The 26,821-nt window shown below is 70.9% G+C and carries 24 protein-coding genes, 1 tRNA gene and 1 pseudogene; 14 read left to right on the top strand and 12 right to left on the bottom strand.

All coding sequences use genetic code 11. From position 1 onward, the window contains the following. Positions 1-6: 6 nt before the first annotated feature. On the bottom strand, positions 7-1,260 hold the full coding sequence (locus tag ACVGV2_RS08650; RefSeq protein WP_459165528.1) for an aspartate aminotransferase family protein: 1,254 nt from the start codon (positions 1,258-1,260) through the stop codon (positions 7-9). A gap of 94 nt (positions 1,261-1,354) precedes the next feature. Between ACVGV2_RS08650 and ACVGV2_RS08645 the strand changes: the two genes are divergently transcribed. Continuing rightward, positions 1,355-2,848 (top strand): NAD-dependent succinate-semialdehyde dehydrogenase, encoded by a 1,494-nt coding sequence (locus tag ACVGV2_RS08645; protein ID WP_459165527.1) that lies wholly within the window; start codon positions 1,355-1,357, stop codon positions 2,846-2,848. Between the two features lie 25 nt (positions 2,849-2,873). Here the strand turns inward: ACVGV2_RS08645 and ACVGV2_RS08640 are convergent, their stop codons facing one another. The 6 genes from ACVGV2_RS08640 to ACVGV2_RS08615 form a co-directional block, all read right to left on the bottom strand. Further along, on the bottom strand, positions 2,874-3,557 hold the full coding sequence (locus ACVGV2_RS08640) for a GntR family transcriptional regulator (RefSeq protein ID WP_459165526.1): 684 nt from the start codon (positions 3,555-3,557) through the stop codon (positions 2,874-2,876). Next, positions 3,554-4,309, bottom strand: a complete 756-nt coding sequence (locus ACVGV2_RS08635) for a maleate cis-trans isomerase family protein (protein WP_459165525.1) — start codon at positions 4,307-4,309, stop codon at positions 3,554-3,556. The genes ACVGV2_RS08640 and ACVGV2_RS08635 overlap by 4 nt, the downstream gene beginning before the upstream one ends. Before the next feature lie 52 nt (positions 4,310-4,361). Next, positions 4,362-5,582 carry a M20 family metallopeptidase gene (locus ACVGV2_RS08630; RefSeq protein WP_459165524.1) on the bottom strand — a complete coding sequence of 407 codons (1,221 nt, stop codon included), beginning with the start codon at positions 5,580-5,582 and terminating at the stop codon, positions 4,362-4,364. After that, the gene (locus ACVGV2_RS08625) at positions 5,575-6,789 is read right to left on the bottom strand and encodes an aminotransferase-like domain-containing protein (RefSeq protein ID WP_459165928.1); all 1,215 of its coding nucleotides are present in this window, start codon (positions 6,787-6,789) and stop codon (positions 5,575-5,577) included. The genes ACVGV2_RS08630 and ACVGV2_RS08625 overlap by 8 nt, the downstream gene beginning before the upstream one ends. 32 nt (positions 6,790-6,821) lie before the next feature. After that, positions 6,822-8,030, bottom strand: coding sequence for a M24 family metallopeptidase (locus ACVGV2_RS08620; protein ID WP_459165523.1), 1,209 nt, complete (start codon positions 8,028-8,030; stop codon positions 6,822-6,824). An 83-nt stretch (positions 8,031-8,113) separates the two neighbouring features. Next, positions 8,114-8,839, bottom strand: a complete 726-nt coding sequence (locus ACVGV2_RS08615) for a maleate cis-trans isomerase family protein (protein ID WP_459165522.1) — start codon at positions 8,837-8,839, stop codon at positions 8,114-8,116. A 78-nt stretch (positions 8,840-8,917) separates the two neighbouring features. Here ACVGV2_RS08615 and ACVGV2_RS08610 point away from each other — a divergent pair, with 78 nt between their 5' ends. The 5 genes and pseudogenes from ACVGV2_RS08610 to ACVGV2_RS08590 all read left to right on the top strand — a co-directional run. Next, positions 8,918-9,937 (top strand): D-2-hydroxyacid dehydrogenase, encoded by a 1,020-nt coding sequence (locus ACVGV2_RS08610; RefSeq protein ID WP_459165521.1) that lies wholly within the window; start codon positions 8,918-8,920, stop codon positions 9,935-9,937. Next, complete coding sequence (locus ACVGV2_RS08605; protein ID WP_459165520.1) at positions 9,934-11,367, top strand: amidase; 1,434 nt, start codon at positions 9,934-9,936, stop codon at positions 11,365-11,367. The genes ACVGV2_RS08610 and ACVGV2_RS08605 overlap by 4 nt, the downstream gene beginning before the upstream one ends. 51 nt (positions 11,368-11,418) lie before the next feature. Continuing rightward, positions 11,419-11,931: a DUF3830 family protein gene (locus ACVGV2_RS08600; RefSeq protein ID WP_459165519.1), complete on the top strand. Its 513-nt coding sequence runs from the start codon at positions 11,419-11,421 to the stop codon at positions 11,929-11,931. 159 nt (positions 11,932-12,090) lie between these two features. Further along, positions 12,091-14,091 (top strand): S9 family peptidase, encoded by a 2,001-nt coding sequence (locus ACVGV2_RS08595; RefSeq protein ID WP_459165518.1) that lies wholly within the window; start codon positions 12,091-12,093, stop codon positions 14,089-14,091. 191 nt (positions 14,092-14,282) lie between these two features. Continuing rightward, positions 14,283-15,811 (top strand): annotated as a pseudogene (locus tag ACVGV2_RS08590) (BCCT family transporter); the annotation flags it as partial. A 184-nt stretch (positions 15,812-15,995) separates the two neighbouring features. On the opposite strand, the gene ACVGV2_RS08585 reads toward ACVGV2_RS08590, so the two are convergent. From ACVGV2_RS08585 to ACVGV2_RS08575, 3 genes are all read right to left on the bottom strand, one after another. Further along, positions 15,996-16,088 (bottom strand) — tRNA-Sec (locus tag ACVGV2_RS08585). A 75-nt stretch (positions 16,089-16,163) separates the two neighbouring features. Further along, positions 16,164-17,210, bottom strand: a complete 1,047-nt coding sequence (locus ACVGV2_RS08580; RefSeq protein ID WP_459165517.1) for a methyltransferase — start codon at positions 17,208-17,210, stop codon at positions 16,164-16,166. A 125-nt stretch (positions 17,211-17,335) separates the two neighbouring features. Further along, positions 17,336-17,668: a hypothetical protein gene (locus ACVGV2_RS08575; protein ID WP_459165516.1), complete on the bottom strand. Its 333-nt coding sequence runs from the start codon at positions 17,666-17,668 to the stop codon at positions 17,336-17,338. 158 nt (positions 17,669-17,826) lie between these two features. On the opposite strand from ACVGV2_RS08575, the gene selA reads away from it, so the two are divergent. From selA to ACVGV2_RS08545, 6 genes are all read left to right on the top strand, one after another. After that, positions 17,827-19,116 (top strand): L-seryl-tRNA(Sec) selenium transferase, encoded by a 1,290-nt coding sequence (selA, locus tag ACVGV2_RS08570; RefSeq protein ID WP_459165515.1) that lies wholly within the window; start codon positions 17,827-17,829, stop codon positions 19,114-19,116. 9 nt (positions 19,117-19,125) lie between these two features. Next, a complete protein-coding gene (selB, locus tag ACVGV2_RS08565; protein ID WP_459165514.1) occupies positions 19,126-20,889 on the top strand; it encodes a selenocysteine-specific translation elongation factor in 1,764 nt (587 codons plus the stop codon). 89 nt (positions 20,890-20,978) lie between these two features. Then, a complete protein-coding gene (gene ku, locus ACVGV2_RS08560) occupies positions 20,979-22,037 on the top strand; it encodes a non-homologous end joining protein Ku (RefSeq protein WP_459165513.1) in 1,059 nt (352 codons plus the stop codon). A 164-nt stretch (positions 22,038-22,201) separates the two neighbouring features. Beyond that, on the top strand, positions 22,202-22,591 hold the full coding sequence (locus tag ACVGV2_RS08555; protein ID WP_459165512.1) for a hypothetical protein: 390 nt from the start codon (positions 22,202-22,204) through the stop codon (positions 22,589-22,591). Positions 22,592-22,791: 200 nt separating this feature from the next. Next, positions 22,792-23,658, top strand: coding sequence for an SDR family NAD(P)-dependent oxidoreductase (locus ACVGV2_RS08550; RefSeq protein ID WP_459165511.1), 867 nt, complete (start codon positions 22,792-22,794; stop codon positions 23,656-23,658). Further along, positions 23,658-24,134: a universal stress protein gene (locus ACVGV2_RS08545; protein ID WP_459165510.1), complete on the top strand. Its 477-nt coding sequence runs from the start codon at positions 23,658-23,660 to the stop codon at positions 24,132-24,134. The genes ACVGV2_RS08550 and ACVGV2_RS08545 overlap by 1 nt, the downstream gene beginning before the upstream one ends. Here ACVGV2_RS08545 and ACVGV2_RS08540 read toward each other — a convergent pair. Together ACVGV2_RS08540 and ACVGV2_RS08535 are read right to left on the bottom strand one after the other, a co-directional pair. Next, positions 24,119-24,883, bottom strand: coding sequence for an IclR family transcriptional regulator (locus ACVGV2_RS08540; RefSeq protein ID WP_459165509.1), 765 nt, complete (start codon positions 24,881-24,883; stop codon positions 24,119-24,121). The genes ACVGV2_RS08545 and ACVGV2_RS08540 overlap by 16 nt on opposite strands. Positions 24,884-24,982: 99 nt before the next feature. Further along, the gene (locus ACVGV2_RS08535; protein WP_459165508.1) at positions 24,983-25,231 is read right to left on the bottom strand and encodes a hypothetical protein; all 249 of its coding nucleotides are present in this window, start codon (positions 25,229-25,231) and stop codon (positions 24,983-24,985) included. Positions 25,232-25,469: 238 nt separating this feature from the next. On the opposite strand from ACVGV2_RS08535, the gene ACVGV2_RS08530 reads away from it, so the two are divergent. Both ACVGV2_RS08530 and ACVGV2_RS08525 read left to right on the top strand, forming a co-directional pair. After that, positions 25,470-25,604, top strand: a complete 135-nt coding sequence (locus ACVGV2_RS08530; protein ID WP_459165507.1) for a hypothetical protein — start codon at positions 25,470-25,472, stop codon at positions 25,602-25,604. Positions 25,605-25,762: 158 nt separating this feature from the next. Then, positions 25,763-26,785: a Gfo/Idh/MocA family protein gene (locus tag ACVGV2_RS08525; protein WP_459165506.1), complete on the top strand. Its 1,023-nt coding sequence runs from the start codon at positions 25,763-25,765 to the stop codon at positions 26,783-26,785. Positions 26,786-26,821: the final 36 nt, after the last annotated feature.

Genomic DNA, 26,821 nt, shown 5'->3' with positions numbered 1-26,821 from the left:
CACGTGTCAGCTCGTGACGGCGGCGACGGAATCCGCCCAGATGCTGGCGGCCTCGTCGACGTGCTCCGGCTGGACGACGAGGGCGGGGATGAAACGGACCACCTCTCCCCGCGGAGCGCAGGTGAGCAGCAGGAGACCGCGCCGGGCGGCCTCCTGCTGCACCGCCGCAGCAGTGGCCCCGTCCGGATTGCCGTCGGCGTCGCGGAACTCGTTGCCGACCATGAGGCCCGGTCCGCGCACATCGGTGATCCGCTCATGACGTGCGGCCACTTCGGACAACGCGCGGGTCAGCTGGTCGCCGCGCTGCGCGGCGTTGTCCACCAGCTTTTCGTCCTCGATGACCTCCAACGTCGCGAGCGCGGCAGCACAGGCGACGGCGTTGGCGCCGTAGGTGCCGCCCTGCGAGCCCGGCCAGGCCTTGGCCATGAGGTCTGCCGACGCCGCGATGCCCGACAGCGGGAAACCGGACGCCAACCCCTTGGCGGTGATCACCACATCGGGGCGGATGCCGAAGTGCTCACCGCCCCAGAACTTCCCGGTCCGGCCCCACCCGGTCTGGATCTCGTCGACCACGAGCTGGATGCCGTACCGGTCCGCGCGCTCCCGCAACCCCTCGAAGAACCGGGTGTTGCCGGGCACGTATCCGCCTTCACCGAGCACCGGTTCCACCACGAACGCGGCGGTTTCCTCCGGCGCGCTGACCGTCTGCAGCACGTGGTCGAGCTGGCGCAGCGCGAAGTCGGTCGAGTCCTCCACCGACCACCCGAAGAGCGCGGGGTTCGGGAACGGTGCCACGTGCACACCGGGCATCAGGGGACTGAAGCCGGAGCGGACCTTCGTGCCCGACGTCGTCATGGACGCGGTGGCCACGGTGCGGCCGTGGAAACCGCCGTGGAACACGACGACGTTCGAGCGCCCGGTCGCCTGGCGGGTCAGCCGCAACGCGGACTCGACCGCCTCCGACCCCGAGTTCGCGAAGAACATCCGGTCCAGCCCGCTGGGCAGCACGCCCTCCAGCCGCTCGACCAGGTCCAGCAGCGGCCGGTGCATGACCGTCGTGTACTGGGCGTGGATGAGCGTGCCCACTTGGCGCTGCGCCGCCTCGACCACCCGCGGGTGGCAGTGCCCCGTGCTCGTCACTCCGATCCCGGCGGTGAAGTCGAGGTACCTGCGGTCCTGCTCGTCGAAGAGGTGGACGCCCTCGCCGCGGGCGGCCACGACGCCGGTTGCCTGCTTGAGCACCTGTGAGAGCTCGGCCATCTGCAACTCCTTTGGTAGGATTGTCGACAATCAAAGTACATGGAGCGCGTGGCGAAGTCCAAAGCGGTTCGCCGGAACGTCGAAGGGAATCCCAATGACCACCTCTGAGACCGCCGAGCGCGACGCGCGGTCCGCGGAGCACGCGATCGTCGACCACGCCCCCAAGCAGCTCGCCATCGGCGGCAACTGGATCGACGCCGGCGACGGGCGGAGTTTCGACGTCGTCGACCCGTCGACCGGCAGGCGGCTGTGCTCGGTGGCCGACGCCTCCCCGACCGACGGCCGAGCCGCGCTCGACGCCGCCGTCGCCGCTCAACCGTCGTTCGCCGCCACGAGCCCCCGCGAGCGCTCGGACGTGCTCACGCGCGCCTTCGAGCTGCTGCACGAGCGGATCGACGACCTGGCGCTGCTGATGACCCTGGAAATGGGCAAGCCGCTGGCCGAATCCCGCGGCGAGATCAACTACGCCGCCGAGTTCCTGCGCCACTTCGCCGGAGAGGCCGTGCGCGTCGACGGCGGCTACCAGCAAGCACCGTCCGGAAGCGGGCGCTTCCTCATCACCAAGCAGCCCGTCGGTCCGTGCCTTTTGATCACACCGTGGAACTTCCCGATGGCGATGGCCACCCGCAAGATCGCTCCGGCCATCGCCGCCGGCTGCACCAGCGTGGTCAAGCCCGCCGCCCAAACACCACTGTCGACACTGGCGTTCGTCGACGTCCTCGCGGAAGCGGGACTTCCCCCCGGAGCCGTCAACGTCGTCACCACCACCGACGCCAACGGCGTCGTGGAACCGCTGATCCGCTCCGGACTCGCCCGCAAGCTCTCGTTCACCGGATCCACCGGTGCGGGCAAGGTCCTGCTGGCGCAGTGCGCCGAGAAGGTGCTGCGCACCTCGATGGAACTGGGCGGAAACGCCCCGTTCGTCGTCTTCGACGACGCCGACGTCGACGAGGCGGTGGACGGGGCCATCGCCGCGAAAATGCGCAACATGGGCGAGGCGTGCACCGCGGCCAACCGGATCTACGTGCAGTCCGGCGTCATCGGCGAGTTCAGCGCACGCCTCGCCGAGAAGATGGCGTCGATGACCGTCGGCCGCGGCGTGGACGACGGCGTGCAGGTGGGCCCGCTCATCGACGAGACCGCTCAGCGCAAGGTCGGTGAGCTGGTCGACGACGCGGTGCGGCAGGGCGCCCGCGTGCTCACCGGTGGCCAGACGCCCTCCGGGCAGGGCTACTTCTACCCGCCGACCGTCCTGACCGATGTGGCCCGGACAGCCCGGATGGCCGACGAGGAGATCTTCGGCCCCGTGGCACCGCTGACTCCGTTCGACGACGAGTCCGAGGTGATCGACGCGGCCAACGACACCGAGTACGGGCTGGTCTCGTTCGTCTACACCAACGACCTGCGGCGGGCGCTGCGCGTCTGCGAGGCGCTCGAGACCGGCATGGTGGGACTCAACCAGGGCGTGGTGTCCAACGCGGCCGCCCCGTTCGGCGGGATCAAGCAGTCCGGCCTGGGACGTGAGGGCGGCACGACGGGAATCGAGGAGTTCCTCGAGACGAAGTACATCGGTCTCGCGCTGCCCTGAACTCCCGCTCTCCCGATGGCGGCCCTCACGCGGGCGGCGCGGACGCCGAGGTACCGGTGAGCCGTTCGACCGCGTCCTCCATGTGCGCGACGAGCCGAGCATCGCACAACGTCGGGTTCGCGTCCCGGAACGCCTCGGCGATCCCGCGGTGCTCGGCCACCCGCTCGCGGGAGTGGCTGTAGGTCTCCTTGAGTGCGTGGATGCACATCTGCGTCTCGGTCAGCAGCGTCGTGTGGATCCGCTCCAACCGGGGGCTCCGCGCCAGGTCGACGAGCCGCTGGTGGAACTCGATGTCGGCTTCGCTGACGCCGCCGTCGTCCTCGTCCTCAGCCGCCAGCGCCATCTGCTCGGTGATCTCGAGCAGCTGGTCACCGGCATCCCGCGGATCGTGACGGAAGATCTGCTCGGCAGCCGCGCGTTCGACCGCCGCCCGCGCGACGTACATATCGTGGACGTTCTCCGGGGTCATGTCGACCACGAACAGGCCCCGGTTGCGGATGGAGACGAGCAGGCCCTCCTGGGTGAGGCGCTGCATGCCCTCGCGCAACGACCCCCGACTGACGCCGAGCTGACGCGCGAGCTGCGCTTCCCCGAGCTGCTCACCAGCGGAGAAGTCACCACGGCCGATCGCGGCGCGCAGCTTGTCCGCGATGATGCTCGGTGTCGACTCCCGCTCCAGCGGCTCGATGGTGCGACGCGACTGGTTCATTCTGCACCGTCCCGGAACAGCGATCCCGTAGCGGACAACTTCGGTACGGGCCCGAGCAGGCGCAACCCCTCCCAGATGGTGACCTGGTTGGCCGTGAGCACCGGTTTGCCGGCCGCTGCTTCGAGCTCGTCCAGCCATGCCAACGAGTGCATGGCCGTGTCCGGCACCAGCACCGCCTCGGCCTCGTCGTCGGAAACGGCGGCGACCAGCTCCAGGACCGCCTCCTTGCCGAGGGTGCCGACCTCCGCGGCGGTGACGATGTCATTGCTGACCACAGTGGTCACGTCGATTCCGCCGTGGCCGAGGAAATCGCGGAACCGGGCCGCGACGTCCTCGGGGTACGACGCCGCCACCGCGACCGAGCGCAACTGCAGGGCGCGTGCGGCGTTGACGAAGGCGATGGAGGTGGAGGAGGCCGGAAGCCCGGCGGCCGCGGCGAGCTCCCGCACCTGGTCGTGCGCGCCGTCCCAGCCGAACACGAAGCTGCCCGAAGTGCAGGCCCACATGATCGAGTCGGGGCGCTCGGAGCCCAGCACCCGGGCGCCGTCGTGCAACCGCACGTCACTTCCCAGATCGAGCAGGGCGTCGACGCGGTGCGCGTCCTCGCCCACCGAGGTGTGCACCAGCGGTAGCCGCACCGCACCCCCGAGTCGCGCCTCGAGAGCGGGAAAGTCGTCCTCGGCGCCGTAGCCGGGGTAGAGAAGTCCCACGCTCGGCGACGACGTCGCTGCGGGCTCTCGCGATTCTGCCATCACTCCTCCGGGCAGACGTGGCATTGCCTGATTGTCGCCAATCATACTCGTCTCACCTGCTGAGCAGTCGCATCGCCGCGAGCGCGTACGCCCGAGCGGCGAGGTGCAGCTCATCGACACCGACCGACTCGTCCGCGGTGTGGGCCTGCTCGGCGACCGACCCCGGACCGAGGACGACCACGGGAACGCCGGTCCCGCGTTGGACGAATCCGCCGTCGCACGCGGCGGTCCAGCCGCCCAGCGGAAGATCGGGACCACCGGCCGCCCGAACCGCGCCGTCGGTCACGCGCACGAACCCGTCCTCGCTCGAGGTCGCGAAACCCGGCATCTCCGTCGTCATGCGCGCCTGCACGGCCAGACCGCGCTCGGTGAGACCGAGCGCGTCCAGCCGCGCGGTCAGCGCCGCGAGCACGTCGTCGCCCGTCTCCTCCGGAAGCAGGCGACGGTCGGCCTGGACGACGCATTCGGCCGGCACGATCGCCGTGCCCGTGCCGCCGTGCACCTGGCCCACGCTCCAGCTCGCGGGTCCGAGCAGCGGATGAGCCGCCCGGCTGAGCTCCTCGTGGCAGGTTTCGAGCTCGGCGATGACGGCGGCCGCGCCGTAGATCGCGTTCACGCCGTCGCCGGGGCGGCCCGCGTGCGCGGCCCGCCCGCGCACCGTCACCTCGGCGTAGGCGTCTCCGCGCGCCGCGATGATCGTCCGCAGGTCCGTGGGCTCGGCGACGATGCAGCCGGCGAACCCGCTGCGGTCACCGGAGGCCAGGTAGTGCTGGACGCCGAGGCTGTTCTCCTCCTCGTCGACGACGGCGGCGAGCTCGACCGGGCCGGACAGCGGAAAACCGGCCTCGTGCAGCGCGGACATCGCGATGACGCACGCGGCCAACCCGCCCTTCATGTCGGTGGCCCCCCGCCCGTGCAGCCGCCCGTCGCGAACCGAACCGGCCAGCGGGTCGACGGTCCACCCGTCGCCGATCGGGACGACGTCGGTGTGCCCGAGCAGCAGCAGTCCCGGTGCGAGTTGTCCGTCGACGCCGTCGAGCCGAGCGGACACGTTCGGCCGGTCCGGCGCGACCTCGGTGAGCTCGCAGGGCAGGTCGCGGCTGCGGCACGCTTCGGCCAGCGCGGCGGCGGTGGCCGACTCGCCGCCCGGCGGGTTCTCACCGCCGGCGGCGACCAGTGATCGCGTCAGCTCGGTGATCTCCGCGGCGGTGATCAGGTCGAGCACCGCCTGCTCCTGCGCTGTTACCGGCCCTTCGGCCGACGTCTCACGCATGGCGCCCTCCGCCTGCGGTCAGGGAGTCGATGGCTCGGCGCAACCGCAGGACACCTTCCGCGCTGCGGTCCGGACTGGTCGAGGCGAAGCACAGCCGCAGCGCGTTGTCGAAGTGCCCGGCCGGGGACAACGCGGGCCCCGGGATGAACGCGACTCCTTCGGCCAGGGCGGTCTCGAACAACTTCTGCGCGTGGAGCCCGCCGGTCGCCTCGGAGTCCAGCGTGACCCAGAGGAAGAACCCGCCTTCGGGGTCGGTCCAACGGGCGATGTCGCCGAGGTGCTCGTCGAGCGCCCGCTGCATGGCGACCTTGCGGCGGCGGTATTCCTCGCGCTGGGTCCGCAGGTGCGGCTGCAGGTGGCCCTGCGCGAGGAAGCCGGCGACGAGGCGCTGGGCCGGCATGTTCGCGCAGGTGTCCATCGTCTGCTTGGCGTGGATCAGCGACTGCTGCAGCTCCGGTGCCGCGTCCACCCAACCCACGCGCAGCCCGGGGGCGATGATCTTCGAGAACGTGCGCACGGAGAAGACGAGCGGGTCGCCACCGCCGAGTTCGCGCAGGGTGGGCACGTTCTGGCCCTCGAACCGCAACAGCCCGTACGGGTCGTCGTCGATCAGGACCGCCCCCCAGCGGCGGGCGAGCTCGAGCAGCTCGTGGCGCCGGGACAGCGACATCGTTGCGCCCGAGGGATTTTGGAAGGTGGGGATCGTGTAGATCACCTTGGGCGTGCGCCCGGCTCGTTCCACCAGATCGGGCAGCTGCTCGACGACCATCCCGTCCTCGTCGACCGGCACCTCGAGCAGCTTCGCGCCGTAGGCCATGGCGGTGGCGCTGCCGTTGGTGTAGGTCGGCGATTCCACGACGACGAGGTCGCCCGGATCGACGAACAGCTTGAAGGCCAGGTCGAGGCCCTGCATGCCACCGGAGGTGACCGTCAGCCGGTCGGCGGTCGTCTCGTCGCTGGTTCCCGCCAAGGCCTCCAGCAGGGCCTCGCGCAGCGGTGGGTCGCCTTCGGTGGCGCTGTAGCCGAAGGCCGCGGCCGCATCGGCACCCGGCGTCGTCGCCTGGATGTCGGCGAGGACGTCCGTGGGGACGCTTTCGGGCGCCGGGCTGCCCATCGCGAAGCTCACGATGTCGTGCGACTGCTCGTTCAGCAGCGAGGTGCTCGAGTCGATGATCGAGCCGACCAGGTCTTTGGCGCGCGCGGCCATCGGTAGGCCGGCTGGGGACTGCACCACGGAGCTCACCTCTTGACGGTCAGGTTCTGGGGAAGATCGGTCAGTCGCTCGGCGCCGGCGCCGGTGACGACGACGGGTTCGGAGAGCTCGTAGCCCCAGCCGTCCATCCACATCCCGATGATGACGTGGAAGGCCATGCCCGGGGCCAGCACCGTCTTTTCGTCCGATCGGAGGCTGACGGTGCGTTCGCCCCAGTCCGGCGGGTAGCCGATGCCGACGGAGTAACCGATTCGCGAGTCCTTGTGCAGGCCGTGCCGACCGATCACCGCGTTGAACGCCTCGTGCACCTGCACCCCGGTCGTGCCCGGCGCCAGGGCCGCCAGGCTCGCGTGCATGCTCTCGCGAACCGCCGCTGCGGTGGCGGCCAACCGCTGCGGCGGTTCGCCGAGCATCACGGTCCGCGCCACCGGCGCGTGGTAGCGCCGGAACACGCCCGCGAGCTCGATCGTCGTCGCCTCACCCTCGGCGAAAGTCCGATCGGACCAGGCCAAATGCGGAGTCCCCGCGCCTTCGCCCGTCGGGAACAGCGGAACGATCGCCGGGTAGTCACCGCCGTGCTCCGCCGTGCCCGATGCTTGGGCGGCCAGGACCTCCGCGGCGACGTCGCACTGCCGGCGCCCGACGGCGACGCCCTCGAGCGCGACCTGCATCGCCCGTTCGGCGATCGTGCCGGCGACGCGCAGCTGGGCGATTTCGTGGTCGGACTTCACCAGGCGGACCCAGTTGACCAACTCGCGGCTGTCGGTGAACCGGCAGCGGGGCAACGCGTCCCGCAGGGCGAAGTAGGCACGTGCGGACAGGCACGGGGAGTCGCCCTCGACGGCGACCACCGACTCGGCGCTGTCGACGAGTGCCCCGGCCTCCAGCGCGCGGGCGGTGACCCAGTCGAACGGGTGCGCGTCGTCGCGGTGCACGAGGTCCTCGGGATAACCGTGGATCTGCTCCTCGGCGAGGTTCGAGATCGCGCTCGCCCCACCGGCGTCCATGGCGCGCGTGAAGAACTGCAGCGCCCCCTCGGCGGGCACGAGCAAGCACTGCGGTGTGTAGAACGACCACGCGTCGTAGCCGGTGAGGTAGTACAAGTTCGCCGGTTCGGTCACCACCAGCGCGGACAGCGAGCGTTCGGCCATCGCTCGTTGCACCGCCCGCAACCTGGCTTCATACTCGCCGGCGTCGGGGCCGGACCGGAGCTCTCCATCGGATGTCTGGGTCACGAGAGGACACCTGCCTGTTCGATCTGCAGATTGTCAACAATCGAGCTTAGCGGGGCGTCGTGCGGCATGACAAGGCTGCTGGCTCATCCGGTGGCGGGGTCGGCGAGAAGTTCCTGCCCCGGCCCCACGGCCGGGCACCCGAGGGTTCGCAGGCTGGCCCACATCGTGGCCTGGTTCGCGGTGACCACGGGCTTGGCCAGCTCCTCCTCGAGCGCAGCGATGATGTCGTAGGTCGGAAGATTGGTGCAGGAGACGAAGATTCCGTCGGCATCGGGGCGGTCGGCACGTCGCACGAGATCCGCGGTCGTCTCGTACGGAACGCGCCAGATTTGGCCCCGCAGACCGAGGTTCGTGCGCCCCACCAGCTCGAGGTCACTGTCCACGAGGTACGAGCCGAGCAACTCGGTGAGTTCGTCGTCGTACGGGGTGGCGGCGGCGACGCGCGTGACGCCGAGGTGCTTCAGCGCCGAGACCACAGCTCCGCTGGCGGTCACCGCGGCCGGTGCTCCGGCGGCGACCATGGCGTCGGTGAGCGCGCGCTCGCCGGACGTCCCGCGGACGAAGCTGCCGGAGGTGCAAGCGTAGGCGTGCACTCGGGCCTCGGTGGTGGTCAGGTCCCGGACGGCTCGGGCGACCGTCTCGCGGTCGCTGATCGCCGTGATCATCTCGGCACCGACGTCGGACTCGTGGCGGGGCGTGCGGGTGAGGTGCAGCGTGACGTCATCGGGAACCCACCGCCACAGCTCGCGATCGAGCGCCATGTCGTGCGGAACCACTACCCCGATGCCGAGCTGGTCAACGAAGCGCATGGCGCAACGCTAAACGCGCGCTCCGCGCGAAACCAAGAATTGTTGACAATCCAACTGATCGTTTCTAGGGTAACTGCAATGACCCGGTCGCACGCCAGACCAGTGATCACGGTGCTGTGCGCACGCGCGGACGAACGGCCACCCGGACTGCGAGCAGTCGAAGAACGCGCCGAAGTCCGCTACACCGACGCCGCAGGGCTCGCCACGGCGATCGAAGGCGCCGAAGCACTGTTCCTCTGGGACTTCTTCTCAACAGCCGTCGAGGACGTGTGGCAGCACGCGGACCGGCTGCGGTGGATCCACGTCGCCGCCGCAGGAGTGGACACCCTCCTGTTCGACGAGCTGGTGCAGTCCGAAACGATCGTCACCAACGCGCACGGCGTGTTCGACCGGCCGATCGCCGAGTACGTCCTCGCCGCGATCCTGGCACGCGCCAAGCGGATGCACGAGAACTACGACCTGCAGCGGTCCCGGACCTGGCAGCACCGCGAGACCGAGACGATCCGCGAAGCGACCGCGCTCGTCGTCGGAACCGGCGGAATCGGACGCGAGATCGCACGCCTGCTCTCCGCGGTGGGGATGCGCGTACGCGGCGCCGGACGCACGGCGCGCTCCCACGACCCCGACTTCGGCGAGGTCGTGGCCAGCGACCACCTGGCGGCACACGTCGAATGGGCCGACCACCTGGTGCTGGCCGTCCCGCTGACCGACCAGACGCGCGGACTGGTCGACGAGGCCGTGCTGGCCGCGATGCGCCCGTCGGCGCACCTGGTCAACATCGCCCGCGGTCCGGTCGTCGACGAGCCGGCACTGATCCGGGCCGCGACCGAGGGCTCACTGGCCGCAGCGACCCTCGACGTGTTCACCACCGAGCCACTGCCCGAGGACAGCCCGCTCTGGTCCGCCCCCGGGGTCGTCGTCACTCCGCACATGTCCGGTGATGTCACCGGCTGGACCGACACCCTGGCGCGCCAGTTCGCCGACAACGCGCTGCGTTGGCTGGACGGTGCGGAACTGGTGAACGTCGTCGACCTCGAACGCGGGTACGTGCCGTCCTCATCGGCGCGCGGTGCGGATTCCGGGAGGATTCGGTCATGAGCAACGAGCTGGCCACGACGGGTGCCACGGAACTGGTGGAGGGGTACCGAAAGGGCGAACTCTCACCGGTCGAGGCCACCCGCGCGGCGCTGGAGGCGGTCGCGACCCACGACCCGCTGGTGAACGCGTTCGCGCGGATCGACGAGGACGGCGCGATGCAGGCGGCGCGCGCCTCGGAACAGCGCTGGCGGGCCGGTGAGCCGCTGGGACCGGCGGACGGGGTGCCCACGTCGATCAAGGACATGCTGCCGCTGCGGGGAACGCCCACGCTGCGCGGAAGCCACCTCATCAGCGCGGCCGGCCCGTGGCGCGACGACGCGCCCGCAGTGGCCCGCCTGCGGGAGTCCGGTGCGGTGTTCCTCGGCAAGACGACGACGCCGGAGTTCGCCTGGAAGGGAGTCACCGACTCGCCGCGGTTCGGCGCGACCGGAAACCCGTGGGGCACCGGCCTGACCGCCGGCGGATCCAGCGGCGGTTCGGCTGCCGCCGTCGGTCTCGGCATGGGAGCGTGGTCGGTGGGCACCGACGGCGGCGGATCGGTGCGGATCCCGGCGTCGTTCACCGGGACCGTGGCGTTGAAACCGACGTACGGACGCGTTCCGCTGTGGCCGGCCAGCCCCTTCGGGACGCTGTCGCACGTCGGACCGATGACCCGGTCGGTGCGCGATGCGGCAGCGCTGCTGGACGTGCTTTCGGCGTTCGATTCGCGGGACTGGTCGGCACTTCCGGCACCGGGTTCGTCCTTCCTGGACGGTCTGGGCGCGCACGATCCGCAGGGCCTGCGGATCGCGTTCTCACCGACGCTCGGGTTCGGCACCAACGATCCGGACGTCGAGGAAGCGGTCCGGGCCGCGGTGGCGGAGCTCGCTGCTGCGGGTGCGCAGGTCGAGGAGGTCGACCCGGGATTCGGCGATCCGGTGGAAGCGTTCCACGTGCTGTGGTTCTCCGGTGCCGCCAAGGTGCTGGAGCAGCACGTCAACGAAGGTGGCTCGCAGGTGCTCGACCAGGTGGACCCGGCCCTGCGCGAGCAGGCCGAGGCCGCTGCCGGTTACAGCGCCTCGGACTACCTGGACGCGACAGCCGTGCGAATGGAGCTCGGGCGGCTGATGGGCGCCTTCCACGAGGAGTACGACCTGCTGGTGACGCCCACCATGCCGGTGGCCGCCTTCCCCGCGAACCAGCCCGCCCCGGACGGGTGGTCCTCGGCGCTGTGGACGAGCTGGACGCCGTACACCTACCCGTTCAACATGACCCAACAGCCTGCCCTGAGCGTGCCGTGCGGTTTCACGAGCGCAGCTCTGCCGGTGGGCCTGCAGATCGTGGGACCGCGCCACGCCGATGGTCTCGTGTTGCGCACCGGGCGGGCCTACGAACAGCGCACGCACCGCGACGCGGCAGCGCCACGGCTGCTGCACGAGCGGGCGGACTAGCCCGGCGGTCTCGAGACGACACTCCGGAAACAGTTCATCGGGAGGCACAGCATGGCTCGCTACATCAGCGTGACACTCGAGAAGCGCGGGGTGGGATGCCTCGCCCGGCTGCACGACGACCTCGCCCCGCGGACGGCCGACGCCGTGTGGAACGCGCTGCCGCTGTCCAGCCAGGTCTTCCACGGCAAGTACGCGCGCAACGAGATATACCACCTGGTTCCGGCCTTCGCCGAAGCGGCCGTCGGCAAGGAGAACACCACCGTCACACCGATTCCCGGCGACCTGTGCTACTTCGCCTTCGACGCCGACGACCTGGGCAATCCCGCCTACGGTTACGAGTCGTCGACGGGACCGGCCGACTCGCAGATCGTCGACCTCGCGCTGTTCTACGGCCGCAACAACCTGCTCATCAACGGCGACCAGGGCTGGGTGCCGGGAAACGTGTTCGGCACGGTGGTGCAGGGGCTGGCGGAGATGGCCGAGGCCTGCCAGGACGTCTGGATGGGCGGGGCCAGGGGCGAAACGCTGGCGTTCGCCCGCGCCGAATCCCCCTCGTCCGAGTAGCGGCGCGGAAACCCGCCCGGCACCACTATCCTGCTGAGCAACAGTCACGCCTCCGAGGCAACTGCGTTCACCAGCAGCGATTTTCCTCGACCGGCCGATCGTTGTCGGCGAACATGGCGCCGTGGACCGCATGCCGCGGATCGCGAGGAGGAACTGCTGGTGAGAGCTGCGGACGAGGACCGCCCACATCATGGCGGGACGGCGAACGGAGCCGTCCCGGAAACGCGACGAGCGATCGAGCCGAACGATCTGTTCCGATTCCGGTTCGTCACGGCGGCTGACCTCTCCCCCGCCGGCGACTCCGTCGCGTTCGCCCTGACCCGCACCGACGTCGAGGCGAACACCGAGCACACCGACCTGGTGCTCGTCGACGTCGAGACGGGCCAGCAGCGGCAGCTCACCCACGTCGACGCGGGCAACACGCAGCCGATGTTCTCCCCGGACGGTCGCGAGATCGCCTTCCTGTCCACCCGCAGCGGCCTCCCGCAGATCTTCGCGCTGCCCGTCGACGGCGGGGAGGCGCGCCAGGTCACCACGATGCCGCACGGGGTCGGTGACGGCCCGGTGTGGTCACCGGACGGGTCACGCATCGCCTTCACCGCCGTGCCGCCGGAACAGCAACGCGACCCCTCGCAGCCCTACCGCGTGGACCGCGCGGTCTGGCGCGCGGATCAGCTCGGCCTCGTCGAGGACGCGCTGCAAGACGTCTACTCGATCGACGCCCGTGGCGGCGAGCCCGCGCGGCTGACCCGGGACGGCTCGCTCAACGCGGCGCCGCGGTGGCTACCGGACGGCACCGGACTCGTCTGCACCGCCAGCTTCGCCCCGGACTCGGTGGGGATGCAGAACCGCCTGCGGCGCGTGGAGCTGGACGGGACCGTCGCCGAACTGGCCAGTGGTGGAGTCGTCGCCGGCCACACCGTCTGCCCGGATGGGCGCGTGGTGTACGTGCTGACCAACGAGGACGGTCAACCTTCGGGCACCAAAGCCGACCTGTGGGTCCACGACCCCGCAACCGGCACGCATCAGCGACGCACGAGCGGACTGGCCGGAGATCCGGGAGGACGCCTCGTACCGGACATGTCCGCGTTCCTGTTCACCTTCGGCACGGTACTGGCCTCGCCGGATTCGCGGTACGCCTACGTTCCCGCGCAACACGGCGGGGAAGTCCACGTGCTCCGCATCGGACTGTCCGGTCCTGAGTCGCACGACCTGGTGGCCGGCGGGCAACGGGCGTGCGCCCCGGTGCAGCTGCGCGGCACCCGGCTGCTCTTCGCCGACTTCGGCGTCCGCAACCCCGGACAGCTGCACCTGCACGACACCACCACCGCGACGGAACACCAGATCACCCAGCTGAACACGGACCTGCTGACCGAACTCGCCTGGCCCGCACTCCATCGGCTGGAGTTCACCAGCAGCGACGGCACCACCGTGGAGGGCTGGTACCTCGCCCCCGCCGGTGGACAGCCGCCGCACCCGACCGTGTTGGGCATCCACGGCGGACCGCACGCGGGCTGGGGCCACACCTTCGTCTTCGACTTCCTGATGCTGGCCGGGGCCGGCTACGGCGTGCTCTACCTCAACCACCGCGGCTCCACCGGCTACGGCAACGCCTTCGCCACCGCGATCAACTCCGACTGGGGCCACCTCGACTACGCCGACCTCATGGCCGGCGTCGACCACGTCGTCGAGGCCGGTCTGGCCGATCCCGACCGGCTGGGCGTGTTCGGCGCTTCCGGAGGTGGCACGCTCACCGGCTGGATCATCGGGCACACCGATCGGTTCAAAGCCGCCTGCCCCGAGGACCCGCTGTTCAACTTCTCCAGCATCTACGGCACCAGCGACATCGGCATCTGGGCCGGTCACACCTTCATGGGCGGTGCTCCCCACGAGCGGGCCGAGGTCTACCGGCGCTGCTCCCCGGTCACCTACGCGCACCGGTGCACCACCCCGACGCTGTTCCTGCAGCACGAGAACGACCACCGCAGTCCGCCCGAGCAGTCCGAGCAGTTCTACGCGATCCTCAAAGCCCGGGGCGTCACCGCCGAGATGCTGCGCTTCCCGGGAACCTCCCACGCCGGCTCGGTCCTCGGGCCCGTCACCCATCGACGGGCCCAGAACGAGGCGCTCCTCGACTGGATGAACCGCCACGTCCGGTAGAACTCGACCCACCCCGTCGAAGAGCGAACCACGACCGGCTGTCGCGGCTTCGCACGTCCGCAACCGCGCGGCGAGCACGTTTCCCACCACATGATCGTCGCCAACACCCGAGCCTTCGAACTCGGCGCTGTTTCGGCGCTACCACTTGTGCATTACGAGCCGTGCGGATTTGATGCAACCGTCAGTCGTGGTTCGGGTGGTTCTACATCCTGCTCACCACGAGCATTCTGGTTTTCGTGGTCTTCCTCGGGATGTCCCGGCACGGCAGGACGAGATTGGGGCCGGAAGATTCGCGCCCGGAGTTCAGCACGTTCGCCTGGGCGGCGATGCTGTTCGCGGCCGGGATCGGTACCGACATGATGTTCTTCGCGGTCTACGAGCCGGTCACGCAGTACCTCGCACCGCCCCGCGGGCCGGGCGGAACGGTGGAGGCCGCGCGGGAAGCCACCGTCTGGACGCTGTTCCACTACGGCATCAGCGGTTGGGGGATGTACGCCCTGATGGGCGTAGCGCTGGGGTTCTTCGCCTATCGGCGCGGACTGCCGCTGGCGATCCGCTCTACGCTGCACCCCATCTTCGGCAAGCGGATCCACGGAGGGCTCGGCCACGGAGTGGACCTGGCGGCCGTGCTCGGCACGATCTTCGGCCTCGCCGCGTCGCTCGGGATCGGTGTCGTGCTGCTCAGCTACGGCTTGAACTTCCTCTTCGGCCTTGCCCAGGGCACGGCTTCGCAACTCGGCTTGGTGGCGCTCGCGGTGCTCATCGCGACGGTCTCCGCATGTGGGTCTCGATCTTCGGCAACGCCGCCTTGGACATCGTGCGCGCCGGCGGAGACGACTTCGGGCGGGTCGCGATGAACCAACCCGAGCAGGGCTTCTACGGGCTGCTCGCGGAGTACCCGGCAACCGCGGCGATCGCCGGGATCGCCACCTTCGTCGGGTTGCTGTTCTACGTCACCTCGGCCGACTCGGGCGCACTGGTGATGGCCAACCTCACGTCGCGACTGAAGTCGCCGGAGGACGACGCCTCCAGCGGGGTGCGCATCTTCTGGGCGATCACGACCGGGCTGCTCACGATGGCGATGCTGCTCGTCGGCGGTATCGACGCGCTGCAGAACGCCACGATCATCATGGCGCTGCCGTTCGCGTTCGTGCTGATCCTGATGGTGATCGGACTGCACCGAGCCCTCCAAGTGGAAGGCGCCCGCGCCGACGCCCAACGCCACAGGCTCAGCCTGCCCGCGGTGCTGGACGGGCGCAGCGCGCCGGGAGCGGACGGGAGCACCAAGCGGTCCTGGCGCCACCGCCTGCTCCGCGCACTGTCCTTCCCGGACAGATCCGCTGCGACCAGCTTTCTCACCGAGACCGCCCAGCCCGCGCTCGACAACGTGGCCGAAGAGATGCGCCACCGGGGGGTGCGCGCCGAATCGAGGCGGGAGAACGACGATGCGGGCAACTCCTGCGCCGAGCTGGTCGCCGACTCCGGCGAGCAACACCCGTTCCGCTACCAGCTGCGACCGCACCGCGTGCCGATGCCGGTCTACGGCAGGCGCGCGCCCCACGCGAGCGACGTCTACTACCGCCTCGAAGTGCACCTGGCCGACGGTGGCCAGGGTTACGACGTCATGGATTACACCCAGGACCAGCTCATCGACGACGTGCTCGACCAGTACGAAGCCCACCTCGAGTTCCTCCGCACCGCGGAAGTCCCCGCGGAATGAGGTGGGCTCGCGACCGCAGGCCTTCGACGAGCACGCCGAACACCACCCGGTGGTCGCACGACAGTTTTCGCACCACCGCGCGTAGCGGGCCGTGCCCGTGCCCCGCACCGGCCGACGACTCCGCTACCGCGGCAACATCGCAGGAGACGGCATCGCCGGCCGGTGCCCGAGCGGTACTGCGCCAGCGGAGGCGGACGGGAATCGAACCCGCCTGACCGAGCTTCTCGGCCACGTCGGTTTTGAAGACCGCGGGGCCCACCAGGACCCGGACGCCTCCACGGGGCAGAGTAGTAGAGATCCGCGCGGCAGCAACGCGCACACGCGCAGCTGAGCCGCAGACGGGCCGCGCGGCTCAGCGCAACGTCGCCTCCAGCACCGAGTACGTGCCGGCGCTGCGCGCCGGCGCGATGCGGTCGAAGCGGAAACCGGCGCTGTTGAACAGCGCTTCGAACTCGGAGCGGGTGCGCTCGCGTCCGGTGATCATGGCCAGCATCGTGAGGTCGGAGTAGTTGCTGTAGTGCTGCTCGTCGCCGTCGGGCATGACGGTTTCGACGACGACCAGGCGGGCACCGGCTTCGGCGGATTCGGCGATGCGGCGCAGGAGCGCGGTGGCTGCTTCGTCGTCCCAGTCGTGCAGGACCGTCGACAGCAGGTACACCGCACCGGCCGGCACGGAGGTGAAGAAGTCCCCGCTGACGACGCGCACGCGCCGCTGCAGATCCGAACCACCGAAGCGCTGCTCCGCTGCCTGCACCACGCCGGGCATGTCGAACACGACGCCGGAACGGCCGGGGTGGTCCTGCAGGAGGCGTGCGAGCACGGAACCGTCGGCCCCGCCGACATCGACCACCGGGTCGCCGGGCGGCAGCGGATAGCCGTCGAGCGTGGCTTCCTTGAGCACAGCGGTCAGGTCGGCCATCGCCGCGCTGAACACGTCGGCACGCTCGGGCACTTCGGCGAGCCAGTCCATGAACGGCTGACCGTAGTGCACCGTGGCCGCCGGCGTCCCGGTGCGGATGGTTTCCTCCAGGTGGGCGAACGCCGGGTAGTGCGTTTCCACCAGCATCAGCGTCATGTTCCGGATCGACTGCGGCTCGTCCGCGGCCAAGCACCGCCCCAGTTCGGTGATGGCGAACGTGCCCGGGTTCGGCTGGTGGAACACTCCGAACCCGGTGAGCGTGCGCAGCAGCCGGAACACCGCGTCCGGGTGAGTTCCGGTCCGTTGCGCGAGATCCTCCACCGTGCGCGGGCCGGCCACGAGTTCCGTGGCCAGGTCGAGTTTCGCCACCGCGTACAGCGCTTGGGACAGCTCGAAGCCCTGCACCATGCGCAGCATGCGCAGTGGCGCCGTGCTCTCGGCGGAAGCGCTCTCTTGAGCGGGATCCGGATCCGAAGCCATGCTGCCTCCTCCGTGCGGTGGTGGCCGACCGTACCGCCGTACCGCGCAAATGGGAGGAACCTCCGCTGCGAATTCCACCGCAGGGACCAACGGGGCACCGCCCCAGAGGATTCTGCGCTGCGCGGTCACTTCGCACGGTCACAGCACCCACCTCCGTGCAGGAACCACGTACTGTGCTTTGCGGGGTCCACTCCGGCCCACCGCAGCGCGGCCACCTCGAGCGGGTCCAGCGCGTTCGCGTCCCCTCCGCCGCGCAGGAGTTCCTTCATCGCGCGCAGTGCCAGGTCGACCGCGATCAACTCGTCGTCCGGGTTGCGGAAACGCTTGGCACCGCGCAGCAGTCGCTGCTCGACCTGTTCAGCGCGTTCCAGCGAACGTTGCTGTTCTTCGCGCTCGCGGCGCTCACGTCGCGCCTGCCGCGCAACCGCGCTTGCGTTCGCTTCGCGGTCCAACGGCATGACCCGAGCATGCCCGATGTCGAACTGGCTTTCGACCGCGCTCGGCGAGATCCACACGACCGTGCCATGCCCGATGCCCGCCAGGAGCAGACGCCACCGACGCGGCGAGGCGTGTCGGCCTCCCGCAGCGCCCACCCGTCCGACCTATAGTGCTGGGCATGGCGGACGAACGCCGACGGATCCCCGGAACGGGCTGGCTGCTGCACTCCCCGGAATTGGCCGCGCCGATCGCCCGGCTGGGCCAGCCACTGGTCAAGAGCGTGGTGCAGCGCGTGCAGCAACGCGCCCGCGACGGCGAGATCGGTCCCGACGAAGTGCTCGACGCGGTGCACGCCGCCCTGCCGCGCACGGCCACGCAGCTGCGCCACGTCGTCAACGCCACCGGCGTCGTGCTGCACACCAACCTCGGCCGCGCCCCGCTGTCGGAGGCGGCGGTGCAGGCGATGGGCGAAGCCGCCGCGACCTGCGATGTCGAACTCGACGTGCACACGGGCCAGCGCGGTGGCCGCGCCGCCACCGTGCGCGCGGCGCTGCGCGAAGCGGTCCCGGAGGCCGAGGACGCGCACGTGGTCAACAACGGCGCGGCAGCGCTCGCGCTGGCCGCGACCGCACTGGCCGGATCCGGCGAGATCGTGTTGGCACGCGGTGAAATGGTCGAGATCGGCGATGGTTTTCGCATCCCCGAACTGCTCGAGTCGACCGGCGCCCGGTTGCGCGAGGTCGGCACGACCAACCGGGTGCACCTCGCGGACTACCGGGCCGCGGTGGGCCCGCGGACGGGATTCGTGCTCAAGGTGCACCCGTCGAATTTCGTCCTGCACGGGTTCACGTCCGCGGTCTCGCCGGACGCGCTGCGCGGGATCGGCGCACCGGTGGTCGCCGACATCGGTTCGGGCCTGCTGCGTCCGGATCCGGTGCTCGGCGACGAGCCTGATGCGCGCAGCGTGCTGCGTCAGGGCGCTGACCTCGTCCTCGCCAGCGGTGACAAGCTCCTCGGCGGCCCGCAGGCGGGTCTGCTGCTCGGTGACGCCGAGCTGATCCGCCGCTTGCGCGCGCACCCGCTGGCGCGGGCGCTGCGCGTGGACAAGACGACGCTGGCCGCGTTGGAAGCCACGATCACCGGCCCGGAAACCCCGGTCACCGGGATGCTGCACCAGGACCAGCAGCGGCTGCACCGCCGTGCGCACCGGTTGGCCGAGGCGCTGTCGGCCGCCGGCGTGCCCGCCGCCGCGGAGTCCTCCGAGGCCACCGTCGGCGGTGGCGGGGCGCCCGGCGTGGCGTTGCCGAGCGCGTCGGTGACGCTGCCGGAGCGCTACGGCAAGGCGCTGCGCGGAGCGGATCCGCCGGTGCTGGGGCACGTGGAGCGAGGCCGTTGCGTGCTGGATCTGTTCGCGGTACCCGAGAACGAGGACGAGCTGCTGTGCCGGGCCGTGCTCGCGTACGAATAGGGGGAGGGCATGCACGTGGTGGCCACCGCCGGACACGTGGACCACGGCAAGTCCACGCTGGTGCGCCGGTTGACCGGGACCGACCCGGACCGCTGGGCCGAGGAGCACCGTCGGGGCCTCACGCTCGACCTGGGGTTCGCCTGGAGGCGCTTCGACGACGGCTGCACGGTCGCGTTCGTCGACGTTCCCGGGCACGAGCGGTTCGTCGGCAACATGCTCGCGGGCGTGGGACCGGTGACGGCGGTGCTGTTCGTGCTCGCCGCCGACCAGGGGTGGCAAGCGCAGTCCAGCGAGCACCGGGACGCGCTGCACGCGCTGGGCGTGCAGCACGGGATCGTGGCGATCACCCGCTGCGACCTGGCCGATGCTGCGCCGGTGGCCCGGCGCGCACGTGAGCAACTCGCCGGAACCGGAATGGCCGACCTGCCGGTGTGCGCGGTCAGCGGCGCCACCGGAGAAGGTTTCGCCGAACTGCGCGCGGAGCTGGACGCGCTGGCACACCGGCTGCCCCGCCCGGAACCGGAGGCGGCCACGCGGATCTGGGTGGACCGCTCGTTCACCGTGCGCGGCGCGGGCACCGTGGTGACCGGCACTCTGCCGACGGGGAGCGTGCGGCAGGGCGACCGCCTGCTGTTGCACCCGGTGCAGCGCGCGGTCACCGTCCGCGGGTTGCAGGCGCTCGGCGAGGACCGCGTGCAGGTGGCTGCGGCGGCGCGCGTGGCGGTGAACCTGCGCGGCGCCGAACACCACGAGGTCCGCCGCGGGCACGCGCTGGTCGCATCCGGCCGGTGGTGGTCCACCGACACCGTCGACGTGCGCATCGCGGGCACGCCGGCCGCGGAATTGCCGCGGGAACTGGTGGCGCACGCGGGCGCGGCCGCACTGTCGGCTCGGGTGCGGCCGCTGGGGGCGGACACGGCGCGGTTGCAGCTGCGCGAACCGTTGCCGCTGGTGATCGGCGACCGCGTTGTGCTGCGCGATCCGGGCCGGCACCGGATCGCGGGCAGCGCGTGCGTGTTGGACGTGTCCCCGCCGGCGCTGCGACGGCGAGGTGCCGCGCGGCAGCGGGCGCGCACCTTGGAAGCCGCGGACGGCACTCCCGATGCGTGGGCGGAGCTGCGCCGCCGCCGGGTCGTGCGCACGGCCGACCTGCGCGCCATGGGTGTAGCGTTGCCGCCCGAGCTGCGCGAGGAAACCGCCGGTCCGTGGCTGGTGGATCCGCAGCACCGCGCGAAGGCGGTCGAGCGCCTGGCCGAGCACGTGGCCGAGCACGAACGGCGCCATCCGTTCAGCGGTGGGCTCGCACCGGAGGCGGTGCGCCAGGCACTGGACCTGCCCGACCGGGATCTGGTCGTCGAACTGGCCCGCGAAGCGGGTGTCGTGTTCGCCCGCGGGCGGCTGCGCACGCGCGACGAGGTGCCGCAGGCGGCGCGCGAGGTGGCCGAGCGGGTGTGCGAGCTGCTGGCCGAGCGGCCGTTCCGCTCCCCCACCAGCGGTGAGCTCGTCGAGCTCGGTGCCGGCGAGGCCGAACTGGCCGCGGCCGCGCGGGAAGGACTGCTGGTGCGGCTCGCACCGGGCGTGGTGCTGGGGCCGCGGGCCGCGGAGCACGCCACTGCCCTGCTGACCGATCTGGAGCAGCCGTTCACCCCGAGCCAGGCGCGGCAGGCGCTGGACACCTCGCGGCGGGTGGTGGTGCCGCTGTTGGAGCACCTGAGTCGCCGGGGGTGGACGCGGGCGCTGCCGAACGGCACCCATCTGGTCCGCTCCGCGTAATCGGCCATGTCCCCTTTCGGGTACTGCGATCTCGCCGGTGCTGCGCGCATTGTGGAGGTGAGAACTGGTCGCGGCGAGGGGAGGGAGCCATGCCGCCGCGCAAGGTCTGGACTGGTTCGATCAACTTCGGGTTGGTCACCATCCCGGTCGACTTGTACAGCGCGACCGAGGACCGCAGCAATCAGTTTCACCAGTACGTGCGCGGCACCACCGACCGCGTGCGGTTCAAACGCGTGAACGAACGCACCGGCGAGGAAGTGGACTACGGCGACGTCGTGCGGGGGCGCGAGGTCGGCGGTGTGGTGGTGACCGTCGAACAGTCCGAGTTGGACGAGATCGCACCCGGGCAGTCCCGCACGATCGACATCGAGCGTTTCGTGTCGACGTCGGAGATCGACCCGGTCTACTTCCAGAAGACCTACTGGTTGGCACCGCACGGCGACGAGTACTCGCGACCGTACGTGCTGCTGCGGCGTGCGCTGCGGGAGGCGGACCAGGCCGGCATCGCCACGGTGGTGCTGCGCGGCAGGGAGTACCTGACCGCGTTGCGCGCGGACGATTCGGTGCTGGCACTGGACACGTTGCACTTCGCCGCGGAGGTGCGTGACCCGAGCGGTCTCATCGGGGATGCGGAGGAGGCGGCTCCCAGCCGCAGCGAGATGCGCATGGCCGGGGAGATCATCGACTCGATGCAGGGTGCGTGGGAACCGGAGCGCTACACCGACACCTACACCGAACGTGTCGAGCAGCTGCTGGCGGAGAAGGCCCGGGGCGCCACGCCGGCGCCGGCCGCGAGCCCACCGGAGCCCACGGAGGTCGCCGACCTGACGGAAGTGCTGCGGCGCAGTGTCGACGAGACGCAGCAGCACAACGTCGAGTCCCGCGGCGGTTCGCGGTCGGTTCCGGGCCCGCGGAACGGTCCGCGCAGCCGGTCGAAGTCCCATTCCTCGGGCGGGGGTCCTTCCCGCGGTTCGACCGGTGGGGCGCACCGCCCCGACCTGTCGAGCATGCGCAAGTCCGACCTCGCCGAACGTGCCCGGCAACTGGACATCCGGGGGCGCTCGAAGATGAGCCGCTACGACCTGGAGCAGGCCGTTGCCGCCGCGGACGCGGGGCGCCGGGGAGGCCGGGCGCGGCGGGTGTCGTGACCGCGGCGGGTGTCGTGACCGTGGCGGGCACCGAGGTTTCCCACCACGTCGCGGTCGACGTCGACGGCGTGCGCCTGAACCCGCGGATGTGTAGTGGCGGCTGAGCGGGGTATACGCCGAGATGGCAGGAGTTGTGCGACGAGCGACGCGTGGGGAATCCGACGATGACGGGAAGCACTTCGGACTGGCACGAACTGCACGCCCACGCGGATGCGCTCGCGCAGGCGAACAACCGCTTGGAAAGCCGCGGCGCCGGGGAGCTCTCGGCTGCGGAGCTGGAGCAGGCGCGCGAGGCGCTGCACAGCATCATCGGCACCGGGCGGAGTCTGTCGCGGCAGCTCGACCGGCTTTCGCAGCGGTGCCGCCCGGTCGGCCGCACCGAGCCTTCGGACAGCCAGGTGGCCCTGGACCAGGCTGCTGCCGCCGCCGAGGACCTCGGCACGTGCGCTGGGGCCGCCGCGCAGGCGCTGGCGGACGAGCGGGAGGCCTCGCACACCGGTGACCTGCCCGAGGCGGACGAGGTCCCGCGGCAGGGCGATACGCCACGACCTTGACCTGTGGTAGGAGCTCGACGCTCCGGCGGTGTGCACAGCGGGCGGTGTGCACAGCCGGCGGGCCGCCTTCGGACACGCCCGCCCGGCGCGGATGACAACGCGGTGCAACACTTCGCACACTGGGGGCCGCTGCCCGCAGCCGGAAGCACCTGAGGGCGACCGCCGTGCCGGTCCACCGCGCGAGACGTGAGGGAGTGAGCGTGTCCTCTTCCGCACCGCCCACCGTCCTGCTGACCGGTACGACCCGCGGCCTGGGCCGCGCGCTGGCCGAAGACCTCGCCCGCAGCGGTGCCCGGCTGGTGCTGCACGGCCGGGATCACGAGCGGGCGGATGCGGTGCGCGCCGAGCTCGCGCGAACGACGGGCAACGACGCCGTGGACGCGGTGGGGGCCGATCTGGCGCGGCTGCACGCGGTGGAGCTGCTCGCCGAATCCGTCCGGGAGAAGTGCTCGCGGCTGGACGTGCTCATCCACAACGCCGGGGTCGGCCCCTCCGGTGAGGGGCGGGTCGAGAGCGCCGACGGGATCGAACTGCGGTTCGCCGTCAACCACCTCGCCGGATACCACCTCACGCAGCTGCTGCGGCCGTTGCTCGCCTCCTCCGCACCGGCGCGGATCATCAACGTGGCCTCGGCTGGTCAGAGCCCGATCGACTTCGACGATCCGCTGCTGACGTCCGGTTACACGGGGTCGCGCGCCTACGCCCAGAGCAAACTGGCCCAGATCATGAGCACCTTCGACCTGGCCGAGCAGTTGCGACCGGACGGGGTGCTGGTCAACGCGGTGCACCCGGCCACCTACATGAACACGCCCATGGTGCGCGCGGCCGAGATCAGCCCGGTCAGCGACGTGTCCGAAGGGGTGCGGGCGGTGCGGCGCCTGGCCTGCGATCCGGAGCTGGCCGACACCACGGGGGCGTACTTCCACGGTGAGCGGCGGGCCCGCGCGCTCGACCAGGCCTACGACGCGGGGGCCCGTGCGCAGCTGCGGGAGTTGTCCGATGCACTCATCCGGCGGGCGCGGCAGGCGAACACCGCCGCACGAGGAACGCGGAGCGAGGAGGCTTGATGGCAGCTGCTGGCGGTCCGGGCACGATCGTGGTCGGGGTGGACGGTTCGCCCTCGGCGAAGGCGGCCCTGCAGTGGGCGGTGCAGCAGGGCGAGTGGACGGGGGCGCGTCTGCGCGCCGTGGCGGCGTGGGAGTTCCCCGCCTTCTACAGCTGGGAAGGCGGTCCGATGCCGCCGGACGATTTCGAGGAGGCGGCGCGCACGAGCATGAACGAATCCGTCGACGAGATCGAGCACGAGGGCACGCGTGTGGCGATCGACCGGGAAGTCCACCACGGCCACGCGGCGCAGGTGCTGCTGGACGCCTCGCAGGCGGCCGACGTGGAGCTGCTCGTCGTCGGCAGCCGGGGGCACGGCAGTTTTTACGGCGCGCTGCTGGGGTCGGTCAGCCAGCGCTGCGCGCAGCACGCGAAGGTTCCGGTGGTCATCGTGCGCGGGCACGGCAAGCCCGAGAACGCGGATCAACCTGCTCGGTAGCCGAGCTGTTCGGACAGTCCGGTCGCCCCGCTGCGGGCGAGTTCGACGAAGGTGGCCGCGGTGTCGTCGTTCCACCGCAGGATCGGCGCTGAAATGCTCAGCGCCGCGACGACGGTGCCCTGGTGGTCGCGGACCGGGGCGGCCACGCAGGCGACGGCGTCGTTGGATTCGCAGTACTCGCGGGCCACGCCTTCCTCGGCGACGGCGGTGAGTTCCCGGTGCAGGGAGTCGTGGTCGGCGATGCTGCGGGCGGTCATGGTGGTCAGCGGCTCGTCGCCGTAGAGCGCGTCGACGTCCGCGGCGGGCAGCGCGGCGAGGAGGGTCTTGCCGAGGGCGGTGCAGTGCGCAGGCAGCCGCCGACCGACTGCGGAAACCATGCGGACGGGGTGGCTGCTGTCGACCTTGGCGATGTAGAGCACCTCGGCGCCGTCGCGCACGCCGACGTGCACGGTTTCGTGGCACCGGGCCGCGGTCTCCTCGGCGGCGCGTTGGCCGACGCGGGCCAGGTCGAGCCGTTCGAGGTAGGACGAGCCGAGTTGGAAGCCGCGCACGCCGAGGCCGAACCGGTTGCTGTCCCGGGTGGTGGGGGCGAGGTAGCCGCGGGCGGTGAGCGTGCCGACGAGCTCGTGCACCGTGGTGCGGGGCAGTCCGAGGCGTTGGGTGATCTCGGGTGCGCTGAGTTCGGCCTCGTCGAGGAAGAGTTCGAGCACGTCGAATGCGCGCTCCACGGCGGGCACGGACCGGGCCACGGCGTTCCCACTCCCCTCACGGCGTCCGGTATCTCGAACAGTGTAGTGGATATGCCGGAGCGTGCCACGGCCACCCGGGCGAGGAGGTGCCGGTAGGGGTCAGTCGGCGCGTTCGGAGCGCGCCGGCGGCGCTCCACGGGCCTGCCGCAGGCGCAGCAGCCACAGTTCGAGTTCGGAGAGCTGACCGTCGAGGCTTTCGCTGCCGTACATGTCGGGGCTTCCGCGCAGGGTGGCGAGCTCCCGCCAGCGTCGCTCCATCTCCTCGAGCAGGTCGGCGACCGTGGGGGGCGAGGGGGCGCGGTCAGCTCCCCCGCGCGGTCGCGGTGCGGCGGAGTTCCGGAACTGCACGATCGATCACCTTCCGTCGTGGCGCGACTGCATCCGGTGGCGACAATAGGCCGGGCGGCTGGTGGCGCACACGGAAAAAAGTCCCGGTCGTGCCGTGCTCCGCACCACCGTCCGGGCGAGAGCGGCAGCCACTTCGAGTGATGTCCGCCCCCGGTGGTCCGCGGCTGTGGTGGGATCGGACCAGGGAGCCGACCTTGAGGGTGCGATGAGACGCGGACGCCGAGGGCATCCGTGCGAGGTGGACACCTCGCACATGGGGCTGTGGCGCTGTCCCGAGTGCGGGCAGCAGTGGGAAGTGCACGGTGTGGCCGACCGGCCGCGGGTGCGCAGGGTCAGCCGCATCGGGTGGTTCCTGGCGCGGATGTTGAGCTGATCAGCCGCTGCCGGACCCCGACTTCCAGTCGGCTTCACGCCTTCAACATAAAGGTCCTTATGTCAGGACCAAATATTGACATGCACCTCATGCCCCGGAAACACTGGCCGCGCCCGGGCGATCGGAGGCACGCCCGGGGCCGTCCCAGGGAGGTAGGCATGAGCAAGCACGACGTGCGCATCGGACTCATCGGAGCCGGCCGGATGGGTGCCGACCACGCACGGCGCATCCACGAACGCATCAGCGGTGCCCGACTCGCCGTGGTCGGCGATCCCGATGCCGACCGGGCCCGCGCGGCCGCCGCCGACACCGGCGCGCGTGTCAGCACCGACCCCGGAGAAGTGATCGCCTCCTCCGAGGTCGACGCCGTGGTCATCGCCTCGCCCGGGCACACGCACGAACCCCTGCTGCTCGCCGCGCTCGAGCACCGCACCCCCGTGCTCTGCGAAAAGCCTCTCGCTCCGGACGCGGAGTCAGCCCGGCGAATCGTTGCCGCCGAAACCGACACCGGCCGGCAGCTGATCCAACTCGGCTTCATGCGCCGGTTCGACACCGAGTACGCCCACCTCAAACGGGTGCTCCGCGAGGAGGAGCTCGGCGCGGCCCTGCTGCTGCACTGCACTCACCGCAACCAGGCCGCACCGCCCGAATTCACCGACGAGATGATGATCCACGACTCGGTGGTGCACGAAGTCGACACCGTCCGCTGGCTGCTCGACTCCGAGATCAACGCGGTCTCCGTCCGCGCCCCCGGCCGCAGCACCCGCGCCGCGCGCGGCCTGACCGATCCGCAACTGGTCACCTTCGAAACCAGCGACGGTGCGCTGGCCACCGTCGAGATCTTCGTCAACTGCGGTTTCGGCTACCAGGTCCGCTGCGAAGCCGTCTGCGAGGACGGCACCGCACGCATCGGCGCGGAATCCGGCCTCGTCCGGCACAGCAGCCACGGCTGGGGCGGCGCGGTGCCGGCAGGTTTCCCCGAACGGTTCGGACCGGCCTTCGACCTGGAGGTCCAGCGCTGGGTCGAAGCCGCGCGCGACGACGAGGTCGTGGAGGACGCCGCCAACACCTGGGACGGCTACGCCGCCGCGTCCGCCTGCGCCGCCGGAGTCCGCGCGCAGACCACCGGCGAACGCGTACCCGTGTCCCTCGGCGAAAAGCCCAAGCTCTACGCGGCGTGACCGCACCACCCCACCCCTGCACCGGGCGGGCGCCAC

The organism is Bounagaea algeriensis, assembly GCF_054491375.1.
This window is presented reverse-complemented; position numbering and strand designations above follow the sequence as displayed.

Bases quoted from the DNA above. Each gene is read 5' to 3' on its own strand.
- selB (WP_459165514.1), top strand. From the start codon at position 19,126: ATGCACGTGGTGGCCACCGCCGGACACGTGGACCACGGCAAGTCCACG.
- ACVGV2_RS08525 (WP_459165506.1), top strand. From the start codon at position 25,763: ATGAGCAAGCACGACGTGCGCATCGGACTCATCGGAGCCGGCCGGATG.
- ACVGV2_RS08555 (WP_459165512.1), top strand. From the start codon at position 22,202: ATGACGGGAAGCACTTCGGACTGGCACGAACTGCACGCCCACGCGGAT.
- ACVGV2_RS08580 (WP_459165517.1), bottom strand. From the start codon at position 17,210: ATGGCTTCGGATCCGGATCCCGCTCAAGAGAGCGCTTCCGCCGAGAGC.
- ACVGV2_RS08605 (WP_459165520.1), top strand. From the start codon at position 9,934: ATGAGCAACGAGCTGGCCACGACGGGTGCCACGGAACTGGTGGAGGGG.
- ACVGV2_RS08640 (WP_459165526.1), bottom strand. From the start codon at position 3,557: ATGAACCAGTCGCGTCGCACCATCGAGCCGCTGGAGCGGGAGTCGACA.
- ACVGV2_RS08600 (WP_459165519.1), top strand. From the start codon at position 11,419: ATGGCTCGCTACATCAGCGTGACACTCGAGAAGCGCGGGGTGGGATGC.
- ACVGV2_RS08575 (WP_459165516.1), bottom strand. From the start codon at position 17,668: ATGCCGTTGGACCGCGAAGCGAACGCAAGCGCGGTTGCGCGGCAGGCG.
- ACVGV2_RS08650 (WP_459165528.1), bottom strand. From the start codon at position 1,260: ATGGCCGAGCTCTCACAGGTGCTCAAGCAGGCAACCGGCGTCGTGGCC.
- ACVGV2_RS08545 (WP_459165510.1), top strand. From the start codon at position 23,658: ATGGCAGCTGCTGGCGGTCCGGGCACGATCGTGGTCGGGGTGGACGGT.
- ACVGV2_RS08610 (WP_459165521.1), top strand. From the start codon at position 8,918: ATGACCCGGTCGCACGCCAGACCAGTGATCACGGTGCTGTGCGCACGC.
- ACVGV2_RS08635 (WP_459165525.1), bottom strand. From the start codon at position 4,309: ATGGCAGAATCGCGAGAGCCCGCAGCGACGTCGTCGCCGAGCGTGGGA.
- ku (WP_459165513.1), top strand. From the start codon at position 20,979: ATGCCGCCGCGCAAGGTCTGGACTGGTTCGATCAACTTCGGGTTGGTC.
- selA (WP_459165515.1), top strand. From the start codon at position 17,827: ATGGCGGACGAACGCCGACGGATCCCCGGAACGGGCTGGCTGCTGCAC.
- ACVGV2_RS08625 (WP_459165928.1), bottom strand. From the start codon at position 6,789: ATGGCCGCGCGCGCCAAAGACCTGGTCGGCTCGATCATCGACTCGAGC.
- ACVGV2_RS08615 (WP_459165522.1), bottom strand. From the start codon at position 8,839: ATGCGCTTCGTTGACCAGCTCGGCATCGGGGTAGTGGTTCCGCACGAC.
- ACVGV2_RS08630 (WP_459165524.1), bottom strand. From the start codon at position 5,582: ATGCGTGAGACGTCGGCCGAAGGGCCGGTAACAGCGCAGGAGCAGGCG.
- ACVGV2_RS08645 (WP_459165527.1), top strand. From the start codon at position 1,355: ATGACCACCTCTGAGACCGCCGAGCGCGACGCGCGGTCCGCGGAGCAC.